The 13,532-nt window shown below is 43.1% G+C and carries 18 protein-coding genes; 17 read left to right on the top strand and 1 reads right to left on the bottom strand.

All coding sequences use genetic code 11. From position 1 onward, the window contains the following. Nucleotides 1–2 precede the first annotated feature (2 nt). The 5 genes from PluTT01m_RS14875 to PluTT01m_RS14855 all read left to right on the top strand — a co-directional run bounded on the left by PluTT01m_RS14875 (nt 3) and on the right by PluTT01m_RS14855 (nt 4,839). Nucleotides 3–1,514, top strand: coding sequence for a DUF3383 domain-containing protein (locus PluTT01m_RS14875; protein ID WP_011147111.1), 1,512 nt, complete (start codon nt 3–5; stop codon nt 1,512–1,514). 9 nt (nt 1,515–1,523) lie between these two features. After that, a complete protein-coding gene (locus PluTT01m_RS14870) occupies nt 1,524–1,952 on the top strand; it encodes a tail tube family protein (RefSeq protein WP_011147110.1) in 429 nt (142 codons plus the stop codon). Then, a complete protein-coding gene (locus tag PluTT01m_RS14865; protein ID WP_011147109.1) occupies nt 1,952–2,347 on the top strand; it encodes a phage tail assembly chaperone in 396 nt (131 codons plus the stop codon). Before PluTT01m_RS14870 ends, PluTT01m_RS14865 begins: the two co-directional genes overlap by 1 nt. Nucleotides 2,348–2,494: 147 nt before the next feature. Continuing rightward, nucleotides 2,495–4,483, top strand: a complete 1,989-nt coding sequence (locus PluTT01m_RS14860) for a phage tail tape measure protein (protein WP_011147107.1) — start codon at nt 2,495–2,497, stop codon at nt 4,481–4,483. A 68-nt stretch (nt 4,484–4,551) separates the two neighbouring features. Further along, complete coding sequence (locus tag PluTT01m_RS14855; RefSeq protein ID WP_011147106.1) at nt 4,552–4,839, top strand: DUF6694 family lipoprotein; 288 nt, start codon at nt 4,552–4,554, stop codon at nt 4,837–4,839. A gap of 17 nt (nt 4,840–4,856) precedes the next feature. Here PluTT01m_RS14855 and PluTT01m_RS14850 read toward each other — a convergent pair whose 3' ends face one another. Beyond that, nucleotides 4,857–5,126: an Arc family DNA-binding protein gene (locus PluTT01m_RS14850; RefSeq protein ID WP_041380931.1), complete on the bottom strand. Its 270-nt coding sequence runs from the start codon at nt 5,124–5,126 to the stop codon at nt 4,857–4,859. Between the two features lie 116 nt (nt 5,127–5,242). On the opposite strand from PluTT01m_RS14850, the gene PluTT01m_RS26920 reads away from it, so the two are divergent. The 12 genes from PluTT01m_RS26920 to PluTT01m_RS14795 all read left to right on the top strand — a co-directional run bounded on the left by PluTT01m_RS26920 (nt 5,243) and on the right by PluTT01m_RS14795 (nt 13,461). Continuing rightward, nucleotides 5,243–5,416, top strand: coding sequence for a hypothetical protein (locus tag PluTT01m_RS26920; protein ID WP_011147104.1), 174 nt, complete (start codon nt 5,243–5,245; stop codon nt 5,414–5,416). A 172-nt stretch (nt 5,417–5,588) separates the two neighbouring features. Next, entirely contained in the window at nt 5,589–6,347 is a 759-nt protein-coding gene (locus tag PluTT01m_RS14845) for a BRO-N domain-containing protein (RefSeq protein ID WP_041380929.1), read from the top strand. A 237-nt stretch (nt 6,348–6,584) separates the two neighbouring features. Further along, nucleotides 6,585–6,734: a type I toxin-antitoxin system Hok/Gef family toxin gene (locus tag PluTT01m_RS14840; RefSeq protein WP_021327110.1), complete on the top strand. Its 150-nt coding sequence runs from the start codon at nt 6,585–6,587 to the stop codon at nt 6,732–6,734. 146 nt (nt 6,735–6,880) lie between these two features. Then, on the top strand, nt 6,881–7,600 hold the full coding sequence (locus PluTT01m_RS14835; RefSeq protein ID WP_011147101.1) for a phage baseplate protein: 720 nt from the start codon (nt 6,881–6,883) through the stop codon (nt 7,598–7,600). Next, the gene (locus PluTT01m_RS14830) at nt 7,597–7,935 is read left to right on the top strand and encodes a phage baseplate plug family protein (RefSeq protein ID WP_011147100.1); all 339 of its coding nucleotides are present in this window, start codon (nt 7,597–7,599) and stop codon (nt 7,933–7,935) included. The genes PluTT01m_RS14835 and PluTT01m_RS14830 overlap by 4 nt, the downstream gene beginning before the upstream one ends. Next, complete coding sequence (locus PluTT01m_RS14825; RefSeq protein WP_011147099.1) at nt 7,910–8,755, top strand: phage protein; 846 nt, start codon at nt 7,910–7,912, stop codon at nt 8,753–8,755. Before PluTT01m_RS14830 ends, PluTT01m_RS14825 begins: the two co-directional genes overlap by 26 nt. Then, nucleotides 8,730–9,401 carry a Gp138 family membrane-puncturing spike protein gene (locus PluTT01m_RS14820; protein WP_011147098.1) on the top strand — a complete coding sequence of 224 codons (672 nt, stop codon included), beginning with the start codon at nt 8,730–8,732 and terminating at the stop codon, nt 9,399–9,401. Before PluTT01m_RS14825 ends, PluTT01m_RS14820 begins: the two co-directional genes overlap by 26 nt. Continuing rightward, entirely contained in the window at nt 9,398–9,760 is a 363-nt protein-coding gene (locus PluTT01m_RS14815; protein WP_011147097.1) for a contractile injection system sheath initiator, read from the top strand. Before PluTT01m_RS14820 ends, PluTT01m_RS14815 begins: the two co-directional genes overlap by 4 nt. Next, nucleotides 9,744–10,877 carry a baseplate J/gp47 family protein gene (locus PluTT01m_RS14810; RefSeq protein WP_011147096.1) on the top strand — a complete coding sequence of 378 codons (1,134 nt, stop codon included), beginning with the start codon at nt 9,744–9,746 and terminating at the stop codon, nt 10,875–10,877. The genes PluTT01m_RS14815 and PluTT01m_RS14810 overlap by 17 nt, the downstream gene beginning before the upstream one ends. Continuing rightward, entirely contained in the window at nt 10,870–11,526 is a 657-nt protein-coding gene (locus PluTT01m_RS14805) for a DUF2612 domain-containing protein (RefSeq protein WP_011147095.1), read from the top strand. The genes PluTT01m_RS14810 and PluTT01m_RS14805 overlap by 8 nt, the downstream gene beginning before the upstream one ends. After that, complete coding sequence (locus PluTT01m_RS14800; RefSeq protein ID WP_011147094.1) at nt 11,513–12,835, top strand: phage tail protein; 1,323 nt, start codon at nt 11,513–11,515, stop codon at nt 12,833–12,835. The genes PluTT01m_RS14805 and PluTT01m_RS14800 overlap by 14 nt, the downstream gene beginning before the upstream one ends. Beyond that, a complete protein-coding gene (locus PluTT01m_RS14795) occupies nt 12,835–13,461 on the top strand; it encodes a tail fiber assembly protein (RefSeq protein WP_011147093.1) in 627 nt (208 codons plus the stop codon). The genes PluTT01m_RS14800 and PluTT01m_RS14795 overlap by 1 nt, the downstream gene beginning before the upstream one ends. Nucleotides 13,462–13,532: the final 71 nt, after the last annotated feature.

Genomic DNA, 13,532 nt, shown 5'->3' with positions numbered 1-13,532 from the left:
CAATGAGCTTATCTATTAAAGAGGTGGTCAATGCTCAGATCATGCCGCAGGCTATGGCGGCACAACGCCGTGATTTGAGTATGATAGCTATTTTTACGCCAGAGATTGGCACGTCGTTCGCTGATGCGGATACGCGCTATATTATTGTGTCAAGCGCACAAGACGTGGCAAATCTATTCGGTACCAAATCGGAAGCCTACAAAACAGCACAAGCGCTTTTCTCTGTGCGTCCAACGCCTAAACGCGCTCTTATCGCTCGGTGGGCGAAAGAGAAACAAGAAATTCCGGCCACGGCCAATGCTCTGAAAGGGTCTACGATCTCAGCAGGCATTAACGCATTCAAAGCCATTACTGATGGCTCAATGATGCTGAATGTCGGTGGTAAAAACGTTTTGCTGTCTGGCCTGAATTTCAGTAAAGCAATTGATTTTTCTGATGTGGCGAGTGTTCTGCAAGCGGCATTACCCAAAGACAGCAATCTTCAAGCTATTTGGGATACTGTCGGCCACCGGGTAATTGTCCAGGCGCAAACTGCCGGTGCTTATCCTGCTACAAAATTAGGTTATGTCACGGAACCGGGCGCAGGTACTTACGTTGGCAAAATGCTGAAACTGGAAGACGGGCAAGCAACGATTGTTGTCGGCAAAGCCGCTATCACAGTCGAAAAAGAATTGCCCTCTGAAGCTCTGCATAAATTGCAGAACGTTTATCAAAACTGGTACGGCGTCTATTTCGCTGATGCTATTGCTGATGAACAGTTAGATGATATTCACACCTGGGTTGCATCCGCTGACATGAAAGTCTCTGCTTACACCGCTCTGCGTGATGAACAAATCGAGTGGAACAACGACAATATCATCAAAAAGCTGTATGACAAAAACAGTGGCCGCTTAATGTCTCAGTACAACAAGACTGGCGATGATCATGCCGCAGTAGCGTTACTGGCTATTGCATTGTCTACAAACTGGAACGCGCAAAATTCAGCTAAGACCGTCAAGTTTAAGCAGCAAACAACCGTTCGTTCTGATAACCGGATTACGCAATCAGAGGCAGAAAAATGCAAGCGGCTGGGTATCAACTTCTATACCGACTATGACGGTGTATCGATGCTGGCAGAGGGCACGATGATCGGCGGCCAATTCATTGATGAGATTGTTGGCCTGGATGCATTCATTGATGCGTGTCAGAAACAGGCATTCACCACATTACAAGCCAATCCAACAAAAATCCCCCAAACAGACAAAGGTCAGTCAATGCTGATCGGTGCCTTGACTGTTATTGGTAATGAGTTTGTGAGGAATGGTTTCCTGGCTGGTGGTGTCTGGTGGGGTAATGATGTGGGTGAATTGACATATGGCAATCGCTTAGATGCGGGTTTTTATTTCTACTCTGACAGCTACGATTTGCAATCCATTGCTGACAGAGAAGCGCGTAAAGCCATGCCGATTATGTGCGCAATCAAATTGGCGGGTGCTATTCATTCCGTTGATATATCAATCCAATTCAATCGTTAAGGTATAAGTATGTACAATCATGCAAACTCGATTCTGACGATATCAGGCTATGAGATATCGGGATACGAAAATGCGGCCGATGCGCTTAATTTTGCCCCTGTTGGTGATGACGGGGATATGACTTACGGAGTGGATGGGGATGGTGTTTATGTGGCTTCGTGTAATAAAGGGTTAATTATTACAATAAAGCTTTTGCAACATTGCGAATCTAATGAGTATTTGAATGACTTACGCAATACTCAGATCAATATCCCGAAAGCGTATACCCCGGCCTATATTTATTATAAAGACGTCATTAACGGTGATGAAATTATTGCCGATCGTTGTTTCTTCACCACGCCCCCCACGGTTACCCGCGGTACCGCCCATAACACAATGACGTGGACACTGAAATCAACCCGGTCAACAATGAAACTCAAAAAGGGAGTTTATAACTGATGATTATTGACAATATAAATTACGAACACCGTTTATCTAATTTCATCGAAGCCAAAAATCACGCCTTAAAACTGGTTGGCCTGTTAAAGGGTTGCATTAAATTGGCGGGTGATAAGGTTGATATCGATGTCGGCGCCATCGTTTCAAATGTTGGTTCACAGGAAATGCAGGGCATTGAACAATTTATTTTGAAATATGTCACGGTGATTGGTGCGGACGGCAATACTGTTTTACTACAGAAGCCAGACACGTTTAATCAGCATTTCAATACTTACCGATCTCATTATTTCCAACTAATCATTGACGGATTGAAATTTCACTTTGCGGATTTTTTGCCCGGTGGGGTCGCCTCTGCGGTAAATATGCCGAACTTGGCGGCTCTGAATCTACAGTAAGTAGTGATGTTGACTGGATGGTGTGGACGCCGATCATGAGAAACATGTGTACTTTGCATGAACTCCGCACCATTTATTCACTCTCTGATGTCATGGATATGCATGAAGCCATAGCCGAAACGCTATTGTCTGAGAAGAGGGCAAACGATGGAAATCGACGAACTACTCGTTAGCGTCGGCGTAGACACGTCACAAGCGGCGAAAATCAAAGATGTCATTGTCGCTCTCGGTGCTGCGGCAGTGCAGATCGCGAATGAGGCCAATGGGGTTAATAAAATCCTGGGGGGTGTTGGCGAAGAGTCAGTTAAAAGCACTGAGCAGGCCGCTCAAAAAGCCGAAGAGGCCGGGGCGTCAATCAGTAAATTAAAATTGCTGGCTGTCGGGGTTGTCGCGGCTGTCAGTGTTGCGACCACAAAAGTGCTTGGCTTTATTAATAGTTCTATCTCCGGTGCCAAGGATTTAGCGAAAGAAAAAGGGCTGCTTTATAAGATATCCGACAGAGAGCTAAAGCAGGCTGATGAGTACGAAGCGTCAATGAAAAAGATGGGGCTCTCTATCGACTCGGTTAAGACAAAGATAGCGCTCAATCTCGTTCCATCTATGACCAAGGCCGTTAATGGTTTCAATGCCTGGATCGCTTCAAACAAAGAGCTCATCACTGACGGGCTGACAAAGATTATCAAAGTGGGTGGCAAAGTTGTTCAGGTTATTGTCAACTCAGTCCGTGCGATAAACAAAATTGTCACATCGACTATTGGCTGGAAAGCCGCGATTATGCTTATCGTTGGTGCTCTGGCAATTCTTAAGCGTTCCATGCTAATGGCGTTCATTGCCAATCCGGTGACTTGGGTGATTGCTGCGATAGCTGGCCTGCTTCTCTTGCTTGATGATCTGATGGTCTATTTAGATGGCGGCGAGTCATTATTTGGCGCGTTCTGGGGACCTGCTGTTAAATGGGTTAAAGATGTCATCAAGTGGGGGAAAGACTTTTACGCTAAGTACAAGGATATCATTGATAATTTAGTCTCAATCTGGAGCAAGTCATTTAAAGCAATTTTGTCTATCTTCAGCGGAGTTTTCCAATATATCTGGAACGTCCTCAAACTATTTGTAGGTCTATTTACCGGCGATATGGATCTTGTTAGTGAGGCATGGGCCGGGATGACCGCCGCACTGATGAAAATATGGAATGGGCTGATTGCCTATCTCAAAGCCTTTTTTGCTTTCTTCGGTGTGATGTGGGGGATTGCGGGAAAACTGGCCGCCAACGCATGGGATTTGATGAAGAAACTGGCAGGCAAAGCTTTTGATTGGATAAAAGGCAAGGCTAAAGGTTTTGTAAGTAGTCTAGGTTCTATATTCAGGAAAGTCTGGGGCTACATCACCGCGCCGTTTAAGAGGGCATTTAAATGGGTGCAGGGACTGTTTGGCGTGAGTGAAAAAGATGCTGATAGATATATCGATAATATCGGTAAAGCGTTTGATGCTGTGTTTGCTTTCATCAAAAGTCCATTTGAGAACGCGTTTAAGCTTGTCAAGTCACTGATCGATATCGCCACTAATGACAACCTGACTTTCACCGAAAAAATCGAAGAAATTTTCTCTGCTGTCTGGGGCTACATTACAGAACCATTTAAGACGGCATTTAAGTTCGTGCTCGGCTTATTCGGGGTGAATGAAAGTGAGGCCGATAAGTATGTATCAAATATCGGTAAAACTTTTGATGGAGTTATAGAGGCCATCAAAGCCCCGTTTAAAAAGGCTTTTGACTGGGTTGTGGAATATTACGATAAGACCGTTGGGAAGGTTATAGGGGCTATAAAAGATTTCTTCACTGGAAACACAAAAGCAGAAGAGGCGACATTTGGTTTTAGTGATGATGACCTTAAGAATATTCAATCTTCTGTTATAGCTGGTTCAGGTGATTTTATTGGTGGAGCTATCGCTAATACTACCAATACCACCAACAGTTCATCACAAACAACGACAAATCATGGTGATGTAAATATGAATGTATCTATAACATCTCCGTCACCTGAAAAGGCTGCTCAATATTCTGTAAATGAGCTTAATAAAGCATTGAAAATTGCTGGTTACAATACAAAAGGACAGTTTTATAACGGCGCTGGTGGTTAGTTTGCTTTCTCTTGCAGCTCTTAAGTGATTTAATTAGCAACGATCTTAACTGTTGTAAGAGAAGGTTTATGAAAAGTTTAATGTTACCGGTTGTGTTGGCTATCTTTTTAGTTGGATGTGGAGAAAAAGATCTGACAATTGATGCTTCAAGCTCTAAGGCTTTAAAGTCTTCTACGCAAGAAATTTATCGCTCTCTCGATAAGGATGATGCAGCAAAATTCAAACAGGCTGTCCTCAATGTCGGTTTGGCTGCTAGCATAGTAACAAATAACGAGGAAGATAAGATAAAGGCAATCAACAAGATGATAGGCGGCAAGACTGCCAAGCAGATCATCGAAATGGACGAGAAGAAGTAAACAGCCCCGCGAGGGGCTTATTTTTTATTATCTAACTGATTTTTCTTATCTTTCATCTCTTCGATAGATTCAGCCAGGGCAATGATTTTATCCATCAATTCATGACTGAGGGAAACCGTTGGTTGAGTCTCTGGAGCCTTTCTATCTAAACAGTCCTGTATCATTTGGACTATCTCAGAATTCATTGAACGACCATTTTCTTTGGCTCTTTCGGCAACGGCATCCCGCATGCCATCAGGTAGTCGAAGCATGAATTTATCTTGCGCTGATACGGGTTTATTAGTCATCTGCATTAATCGTTTAGTTGAAACAGAAAAAGGATACTAGCATATTGACATCATGTAAATGCGTGTCATAATGCTATCATGTCATTGTGACATTATTAATAAGGGGACAAGATAATATGATAAGCCTAGATAACAGAAAAAAGAGCGCACAAATGCAACTGAGAACAACGGAGTTCATGAAGGAGCAAATTTGCAAATTGGCAGATAAAGAGGGAATTTCTAAGAATGCAGTTCTGAATCAGGCTTTGGCTTGGTATATGGATGAAAGGGCAAAAAATGCAGCACAATAAAAGCGAAGCCCCAGTTGCGCGAACAACTAGGGCCTCTGAGTGTCATTTACCTAGCGTGATAAACGACTCAGCCATTGTAACGAATGGCGAATCAATTTTCCAGAGTACTAAAACGGAAAACCAGCAGTTTGCCGCTGCTGGTATCCAAGTTGATATACCACCGGAGAGATATATGAAGTCAATTATCAAACATTTTGAGTTTAAGTCAAGCAATGACCAATTAGTAACCGTTTCAGGGTTGAAATATAAGGGTAAGCCTGTGTTTTTCGCTGTGGAGTTAGCCGAGGGCTTGGGATACACGAACCCATCTAAGGCACTGAAAGACCACTGTAAGTCTTTGATTAAACTTAATTATAACGATTCGTTAGAATTGGGTTTAGGTGACAACCCCCGTGGTGTCATTCTTGCTGGGCAGTCAGACATGTTCAGATTGGTAATGCGTAGTAATTTACCTTCTGCTGAGCGTTTTCAGGATTGGGTGTGTGAAGCCGTTCTTCCATCTATCATGGAGACAGGCAGTTACTCAATCAAGCAAAGCCAGTCTGGTTTGCCTGAGTATAGAAAAGCCAGAACGTTGAAGATGTCGGTTGATGCGATCACTAACCTGTTTGAGCTTATGCCCAATTTGAGTAATGAGGCAAAACAGTGTGCAGCAGCTAACATTGTTAACCCGATAGTTGGTTTTGAAGCTGTTCCCCTTCCCGCGCTGGAAGAGAAATATTACACAGCCGGTGAGGTAGGGAAGATGCTGGATTTGTCAGCTAACAAAATCGGGCGGATTGCTAATGATCACAATCTGAAAACTGAGCAGCATGGGAAGTTCTTCCTTGATAAGTCCGCTTACTCTGATAAGCAGGTTGAAGCCTTCCGCTACAATGAGAACGGCATAAAAGCTCTTCGGCATTTGATCCACGGTGTTGAAGTAGCTTAAGGATTTAAGGCCACGGACGGCTCACTGTAAATAAATTCAGTAGCGTGATGTAATATTATGGATATATATATTTTGCTTTGGTATATTTTTGGCGGGCGCTTGAGACTATCTGTCTCTGGCGTGCTGGAGCGGATAGAAGAAAGCCCCACACGACTATAAATCGAAGTGAGGCCAGTTCTTATGCTTTGCAACATAAGATTAGCCTCTTACACGCCGAAAGGCAAGGAGACGCTAACCATGAAACAGCAAAAAGCGATATTTATCGCCATCGTTATTTGTATTGCCGCTTTAGCGGCTGTGCTGGTCACGAGGAAAGACCTCTGTGAGGTTCGCATCCGAAGCGGCCAAACGGAGGTTGCTGTTTTCATGGATTACGAACCCAGGTAAGAGCAACGGCGGGGAGCAATCCCCGCCATCTCTTGTTGTTGAGCATGGCTCTCAAGCGCCCTATCACCAACTCTTAATTGCTATCTCATCATTTTATTCATTTTTAAGCCGCTTAATTGCGGTTTTTTTTCGTTGTAGAGAAAAGTATGGACATAATCAGCGACTTCTTAACAACTCAAAGCGCTTCTATTGTCACTCGTTCAATTGGCGAGTTTCAGTTAGATGCTGTTACTGTTGAAAGCCACTCATCTACACTCAGATTGACGGAAAACCCTATCGAGTCCGGGGCGTCCATAGCAGATCACGCGGTTCTTGAACCGAAAGAGATTACAGTAACGGGCGTCATGGTTGGCTATGAACCGCCGCGGCTAGTCAGTGACCTCATGGGCTTTGACTCATCAGCAATAGATAGCTTTCCATTGCCGATGGAAATTAGAGCTATGACAAAACAGAGTGAAGCCCTGGTAAGTCGCTATATCTCTACTGTAGATGCTGTTGTTGAATCAACAAGCCGCTCTATGGCTCCGTTCCTACCAGATTATCAGGGATTAGCTGATGATTCATCACAGACGCTTGATCGTGTTGGTAAAGCATATAACGACTTGCTCAACTTACAGAAAAAAGGTGAAACAATCACAGTTCAGACGGGTATCAAGCTCTATGAGAACATGATGATTGTCAGCATTGGGGTTACACAAACGAGTGATGGTTCAGCAGAATTTTCTCTTACGTTGCGTGAGATATTCATTGTTGAAACTCAGAAAGCAAAAGGGCTGAATGTGAAAAAGTCGCCTAAAAAAAAGCAGATGGGCAAGACTCAGCCGAAAGAAACATCAAAATCTGCTCTTAAGGGGATATTTTCATGATGTACGAAATCCCAGTATCAACCGAAGAAATACAAGAGCAATCATTCAGTCTATTTAATATGAATCTTAGATTTACTTTGCATTTCAATCGTATATCTAACGACTGGCAGTTTGATTTGCTCAATACAAACACAGATCAGTACATTGCTCAGATGTATGGACTTACAGTCAATAGCCCGGCATTGATAACGAAGAACTTACCGTTTGTGATCGTGATGAGTGATAGTTCCGGTTTTGGCCTGAATTCTATTAGACGTTCTGAGTTGGGTAACAGACTGAAAATTTATTTTGTCGATAAAGAGGTATGGCATGAGGCAATTCGGACGACAAATTAAATTAACTATCGGCAACACAAAAGAATCAATAGAAATCACTAATCTCAGAGTTACTTTCGAAGTATCCAAGACAATCACAAGCGAACCCAACCCGGCCACAATTCGGGTCTATAACCTCAATCAATCACATCGAAATCTGATTACCAGTAAAACCTATAATAAGGCATCACTAGCTGTTGGTTATGATGAGCTTAGAGTGATTTATACCGGTGATATTATCGAAGCAATTACGGTTCATGATGATCTGGATTTCATTATTGAGCTGACATGCGGGGATGGCTACGAGGCTTACACAGGCGCACTTGTGAACAAAACGCTAAAAGCTGGGGCAACTGATGCTGATATTCTGTCAGTTGCCACAAAGTCAATGAAAGTTGATAAAGGTGTGGTTGATTTACCAAAAGATCGGCAGTTACCGCGCGGCAAGGTACTAACTGGCAATGCACGCGACATCATGCACAAGATAGCCCGTAACAACGGTGCCAATTGGTCCGTGCAAGACGGCAACATGATTGTGTTACCAAAGAACAAAGTATTGACTGACAACGAGGGCTTCGTTTTATCTCAGGAAACTGGGATGATCGGCAGTCCTGAGAAAACGGATGATGGCCTACAAATCACTTGCCTTTGCAATCCTGCATTGCGTATCGGCAGCCTGGTTCGGATTAAGTCAATTATTCCTGAGTATAACGGTGACTATAAAATCACTGAATTAGAGCATGCGGGCGATTTTATGTCTGACGATTGGCATACGCTGATAACGTGCACCGGTGGAAAATATCAGAAGGTGAATAATGAACAAAAATCCAACTCTACTTGATGTACTCGATAAAAAAGCAGAAAACGAGCGTTTGGATATTCACACAGCATTACCCGCCCGCGTTGTTTCATTCAACGGCCACACAGCAACAATCGAACTCATGATCACTCAGACACTAAGTAACGGTGAAGTTATTGAACTACCGCCTTTAGCAGATGTTCCCGTTCAATTTATGCGCGCTGGTGGATTTTGTTTTACAGTTCCGGTGAAAGCGGGTGATGAAGGGCTAGCTATCTTCTCAGAGCGGTGTATTGATGGCTGGTATGCAACGGGCAATAAATCCGCTCCCCTTGATGCACGGCTTCATGACTATTCCGATGCATTTTTTATCCCCGGAGTTTGCAGCCAGCCGAAGAAAATACCTGATTTCTTTCCTGGTGGCGCGTCTATGCAGACTGACGACGGTTCAACATTTATTCGCATGACTAATGGAAAGATCACTATCAAGGGAGATATTGAACACCTGGGTAATAGCAAACAAACAGGAAATCACGAGCAGTCCGGCAATTGGAACCAGATCAGTGGTAACAGCGAATCTAATGGGACTGTCAGCGCTGCAAAAGTTGTCGGCGGGGGCATTGACCTGCAAACCCACGTACACGGCGGTGTGCAATCAGGTGGAAGCAATACGGGGAAACCACAATGAGGGTGAGACGCTTAGACAATAATCATGACTGGACGTTCGGAGATAACCGCAGTGATTACGCTACAAAATCAGATGCCATTGCTCAGTGTGTGCAAACCCGGCTCATGTCTCTTCGTAACGACTGGTTTCTTAATCCCGATCATGGAGTGAGATGGTTTGACTATTTGCGGAAAAATCCAAATTTGATGCAAATGGAATCAGAATTGAAAACTACAGTTCTGAAGACCGATGGGGTGATAGAAATTACCGATTTTGACATTCAAATTGATAGAGATAGCCGAAAATCACTGGTAACTGTCACTTATATTGATATTTACGGCAATAGAAATGAGGTCAATGCAGATGCTCAAAATTACTAAGACAGGAATAGTTATTGACCAACTTGCAGATATTCACCAGCGCCTTGCAGATGGATTTAAGCGTATCTACGGCGAAGATATTAACTTAGAGGCTGATACACCGGACGGTCAGATGATAGGGTTGTTTTCGCAAGAACTAGCCAACATTAACCAAGTGATTGCTTTTGTCGGGCAGATGCTAGATCCCTATCAATCCACTGGCGCGTGGTTAGAACAACGGGCAATGTATGCGGGAATAATACGCCGTGGTGCAGAATACAGCTATCTTGATGATGTAGTGATAACTGGTAATGCTGGGGTAAACGTACCGAAAGACACAGTTTTGACTGATGATAACCGTGTTAAGTGGGTAATGCTTGACGATGTCACACTTAACGAGCAGGGTTCTGTAAGAGTGAATCTACGTAGTAAAGAACTTGGATCCTTTACACTTCAACCCGACAAACAATTGCAAATGGAAACTGTCATAGTCGGTATAGAAAAAGTTGTTACGACAAAACCAGCAAAGCAGGGCACTAATGAAGAAACGGACGGTAATTTGTTACTTCGTTTTATGCAATCACATTCAGTAAATAACTATGATGATAGAGCAGGTATTAAAGCGGCCTTATTATCTTTACCTGATGTTCGACAAGCAGAAGTTTACGAAAACTACACAGGACAAACAGATCCTGTTACTGGCGTTCCTGCGCACTCAATGAATGCTGTTATTATCGGCGGCAATAATAAAGATATTGCGCTGATGTTAATTAAGAAAAAAATTGGCGGGTGTGCATTCTTTGGTAAACAAACATGTGAAATTAACTTCGCTGGAGCGAACAGAAAAATTAATTTTGATAGAGCTGAAATGATTGATATCAATATTGATGTTGCGTTAGTCAGAACTAGCGAATTTCATGATATTGATATAGATGGCATTAAGTCAGCATTGGCAGCCACTAAATTTAACATCGGCGAATCAGTTTATGCCATGCGTCTGACATGCCAAGTTAATTCAATAGCGGGTTTCTATATCAAATCAATTACAGTCAATGGCTCTGACAAAGCAAATATTGGCCCTCGGCAATGCGCAGTCATAAAACACGAAAATGTGAATGTGGAGGTGTTGATTGAATAAAAAACCAGAGGATTTTTTGATATGGCAGTACAGAGGAAAACCCAAGGCCCGGCAAACAGTCGGGCTTTTGCTTTCTGAGAGCGCGATAGTTTTCAAATCAGCAGTTAAGCTGACTGAAATACTCGATATTAATAAATCAGAAAACTATGGATTAGATTTGATAGGGCGACACGTTGGCATTAGTCGAACAATGAAATCATTTGTCCCAAAAGATTACTTCGGCTTTCTGGGAATAGATAGCGCACTTGGTTTTAATACCGGTGTTTTCTATAGATACGGGGACTCTCTGAATGATTCAACAAATCTTGATGACAAAGATTATCAATTTTTTATTAAAGCCAAAGTTATCAAAAACTACCAACGCCCGACAATTGGAAATATAACATTATCGATTTCTTACTTGTTGGGAGATCAAGCGTTCATTATCGATAATTACGATATGACAATGAATATTGTTATTCCTTCAAGTTATTTAACCCCTTTCAGGCTGCATGCGATAAAAAAATTGGACATATTATCTCGTCCAATTGGCGTGCAATATAAATACATAGTAATCACTGATAGCCACCCGTTTGGATGGGCTAATGATCCCCACGCGTCCGGTTTCGGTGATGGAAAATTCACGAGGATTGTAGATGTCAATAGTTAACAAACCAGACTATAAAGTCTTTGCTCAAGATGCCAAATCCGGCGAGATTGAAACGTTCCCCGATGTGCTTCGCGGCTGGGGTGTAACACTAGATAGAACTGCGGGCAAGCCACCTCTTGAGTGGTTTAATGCAATCGGTAAGCGCGTTGATGAGTGGTTAATGTACTTATCACAACGCGGGTTAGCAGAGTGGGATTCAACTGTAGACTATCCGCAATATGCCGCAGTCCAGCATTCAGGGAAGTTTTATGTAGCACTCAAACAAAACATAAGCCAACAACCTGACAGATCACAAAATAATTGGCAGTCAATGGCTGATTTTCTAGGCGCTCCAAAATTGGTCCTAGATGCTTTAAACACAAAGCAAGACAAAGGTGACTACGCTACAAACGCTCAGTTGAATACCGTGTCTTCAGAACTGAATAAATCAATCAATGCAGCCAACACTAGCGCCACAAATGCCAACAACAACGCCAACACTCGCCTGTCAAAATCCCAAAACGGGGCCGACATCCCTAATAAAAGTGAGTTTATAAAAAACCTCGGTTTAGTGGAAACGGTGAATAAGGCGAATAATGCGGTGTCGTCAATCAGCGGCGGTACAATCAAAGCGGGACTAAATGTGCAAAGCGTGCTGAGCGTCGGAATAAGTCAAAATAAAAATTTGCGTATTTCATCTAATGAAACCGCTGATAGTCAGATTAATCTAATTGTGTGGGGAAATTCAAACAGAAAAACTATTTTCGAATGCGGAGATAAAAATGGGTGTTTATTTTATTCACATCGATTGTCATCTAATAATGTTGAGCTTTTTTCGACTGGAAAAATTATTCCATCTGATTACAGCAACTTTGATGCACGTTATGACAACGTTCCCGCCGGTGTTCCAATGCCATATCCCCACCGCTACACGCCGCCCGGCTATCTTACATGCAACGGTCAGACATTCGACAAATCTCTATATCCAAAGCTAGCGGAAGCTTATCCTGCCGGTAGAGTGCCCGATTTAAGGGGAGAGTTTATCCGTGGTTGGGATGATAGCCGTGGTGTCGATCCGGGTCGGGTGTGTGGAACGTGGCAAGCTGACTGCATTCCAGATCACAATCACTACAAAGTAGCTTCAAAACAATTAGTTGAAGACCTTGTATTGACCGGGGATGCCGGATGGTATACATCATCCGGCAGTAGCACGCGCACACGTTCACTTGATCAAAATACATATACGGGCGGCGTTACTGAAGCTCAAGTAATAGCAAACGAAACCCGTCCCCGCAACATAGCATTCAATTACATAGTGAGAGCAGTATAATGGCAGAACAAAAGTATTCTTTAGAACATGAAACCGCTGTATTGGGTAAAGATGGTTTGGCAATTCAGGCAGGCTGGATAAAGGTTTTTCACTCGAATCAGATAACGAGAGAATTCATTGCTTCAGATATCGAGTATGTGATGCTTGGAGTTAGTTTATCAGCCGGTGCTTATCCTGATGCCCCGGAACTGCCGAAAACTAATGATGTGGCCGTTTGCAGAAGTGTTGATAAAAGCCGCTGGGAAATCCTCCCAGACTACCGTGGCAAAATAGCTTACGACACGTTAACGCGAGAACCGACTGAAGTAACAGAAATCGGTGAGCTGCCTGACACGCTCACATTCAAGAAGCCCCCAACTGATTTCGACACATGGAACGGTAAAGACTGGGTAGTCGATAAAGACTTACTCAAGTCCCATCAAATCAACGAAGCAAAGCAACAGCAAGCAGCACTGTTACAACAAGCAAATGAAACAATCTCTTTGCTACAAGACTCTGTTGACTTAGAAGTCGCTACAGACTCAGAGAAAGAAGCTCTACTCGAATGGAGAAAATACAGAGTATTGCTGACTCGTGTAGATGTGAACCAAGCGCCGAGTGTGGAGTGGCCGGAAGTGCCGAAGTGATTAGATAATTTTATATTTTGGAGTAAGGGGAGATGGTTTGTAAGTGGCTATAAATGCCAGGTTTTAAATTG

The sequence above is a fragment of the Photorhabdus laumondii subsp. laumondii genome (assembly GCF_003343245.1).
GTDB lineage: Bacteria > Pseudomonadota > Gammaproteobacteria > Enterobacterales > Enterobacteriaceae > Photorhabdus > Photorhabdus laumondii.
This window is presented reverse-complemented; position numbering and strand designations above follow the sequence as displayed.

Excerpts from the sequence above, each read along its gene's own strand:
- PluTT01m_RS14875 (WP_011147111.1), top strand. The coding sequence starts at position 3 with ATGAGCTTATCTATTAAAGAGGTGGTCAATGCTCAGATCATGCCGCAG.
- PluTT01m_RS14870 (WP_011147110.1), top strand. The coding sequence starts at position 1,524 with ATGTACAATCATGCAAACTCGATTCTGACGATATCAGGCTATGAGATA.
- PluTT01m_RS14865 (WP_011147109.1), top strand. The coding sequence starts at position 1,952 with ATGATTATTGACAATATAAATTACGAACACCGTTTATCTAATTTCATC.
- PluTT01m_RS14860 (WP_011147107.1), top strand. The coding sequence starts at position 2,495 with ATGGAAATCGACGAACTACTCGTTAGCGTCGGCGTAGACACGTCACAA.
- PluTT01m_RS14855 (WP_011147106.1), top strand. The coding sequence starts at position 4,552 with ATGAAAAGTTTAATGTTACCGGTTGTGTTGGCTATCTTTTTAGTTGGA.
- PluTT01m_RS14850 (WP_041380931.1), bottom strand. The coding sequence starts at position 5,126 with ATGACTAATAAACCCGTATCAGCGCAAGATAAATTCATGCTTCGACTA.
- PluTT01m_RS26920 (WP_011147104.1), top strand. The coding sequence starts at position 5,243 with ATGATAAGCCTAGATAACAGAAAAAAGAGCGCACAAATGCAACTGAGA.
- PluTT01m_RS14845 (WP_041380929.1), top strand. The coding sequence starts at position 5,589 with ATGAAGTCAATTATCAAACATTTTGAGTTTAAGTCAAGCAATGACCAA.
- PluTT01m_RS14840 (WP_021327110.1), top strand. The coding sequence starts at position 6,585 with ATGAAACAGCAAAAAGCGATATTTATCGCCATCGTTATTTGTATTGCC.
- PluTT01m_RS14835 (WP_011147101.1), top strand. The coding sequence starts at position 6,881 with ATGGACATAATCAGCGACTTCTTAACAACTCAAAGCGCTTCTATTGTC.
- PluTT01m_RS14830 (WP_011147100.1), top strand. The coding sequence starts at position 7,597 with ATGATGTACGAAATCCCAGTATCAACCGAAGAAATACAAGAGCAATCA.
- PluTT01m_RS14825 (WP_011147099.1), top strand. The coding sequence starts at position 7,910 with ATGAGGCAATTCGGACGACAAATTAAATTAACTATCGGCAACACAAAA.
- PluTT01m_RS14820 (WP_011147098.1), top strand. The coding sequence starts at position 8,730 with ATGAACAAAAATCCAACTCTACTTGATGTACTCGATAAAAAAGCAGAA.
- PluTT01m_RS14815 (WP_011147097.1), top strand. The coding sequence starts at position 9,398 with ATGAGGGTGAGACGCTTAGACAATAATCATGACTGGACGTTCGGAGAT.
- PluTT01m_RS14810 (WP_011147096.1), top strand. The coding sequence starts at position 9,744 with ATGCTCAAAATTACTAAGACAGGAATAGTTATTGACCAACTTGCAGAT.
- PluTT01m_RS14800 (WP_011147094.1), top strand. The coding sequence starts at position 11,513 with ATGTCAATAGTTAACAAACCAGACTATAAAGTCTTTGCTCAAGATGCC.
- PluTT01m_RS14795 (WP_011147093.1), top strand. The coding sequence starts at position 12,835 with ATGGCAGAACAAAAGTATTCTTTAGAACATGAAACCGCTGTATTGGGT.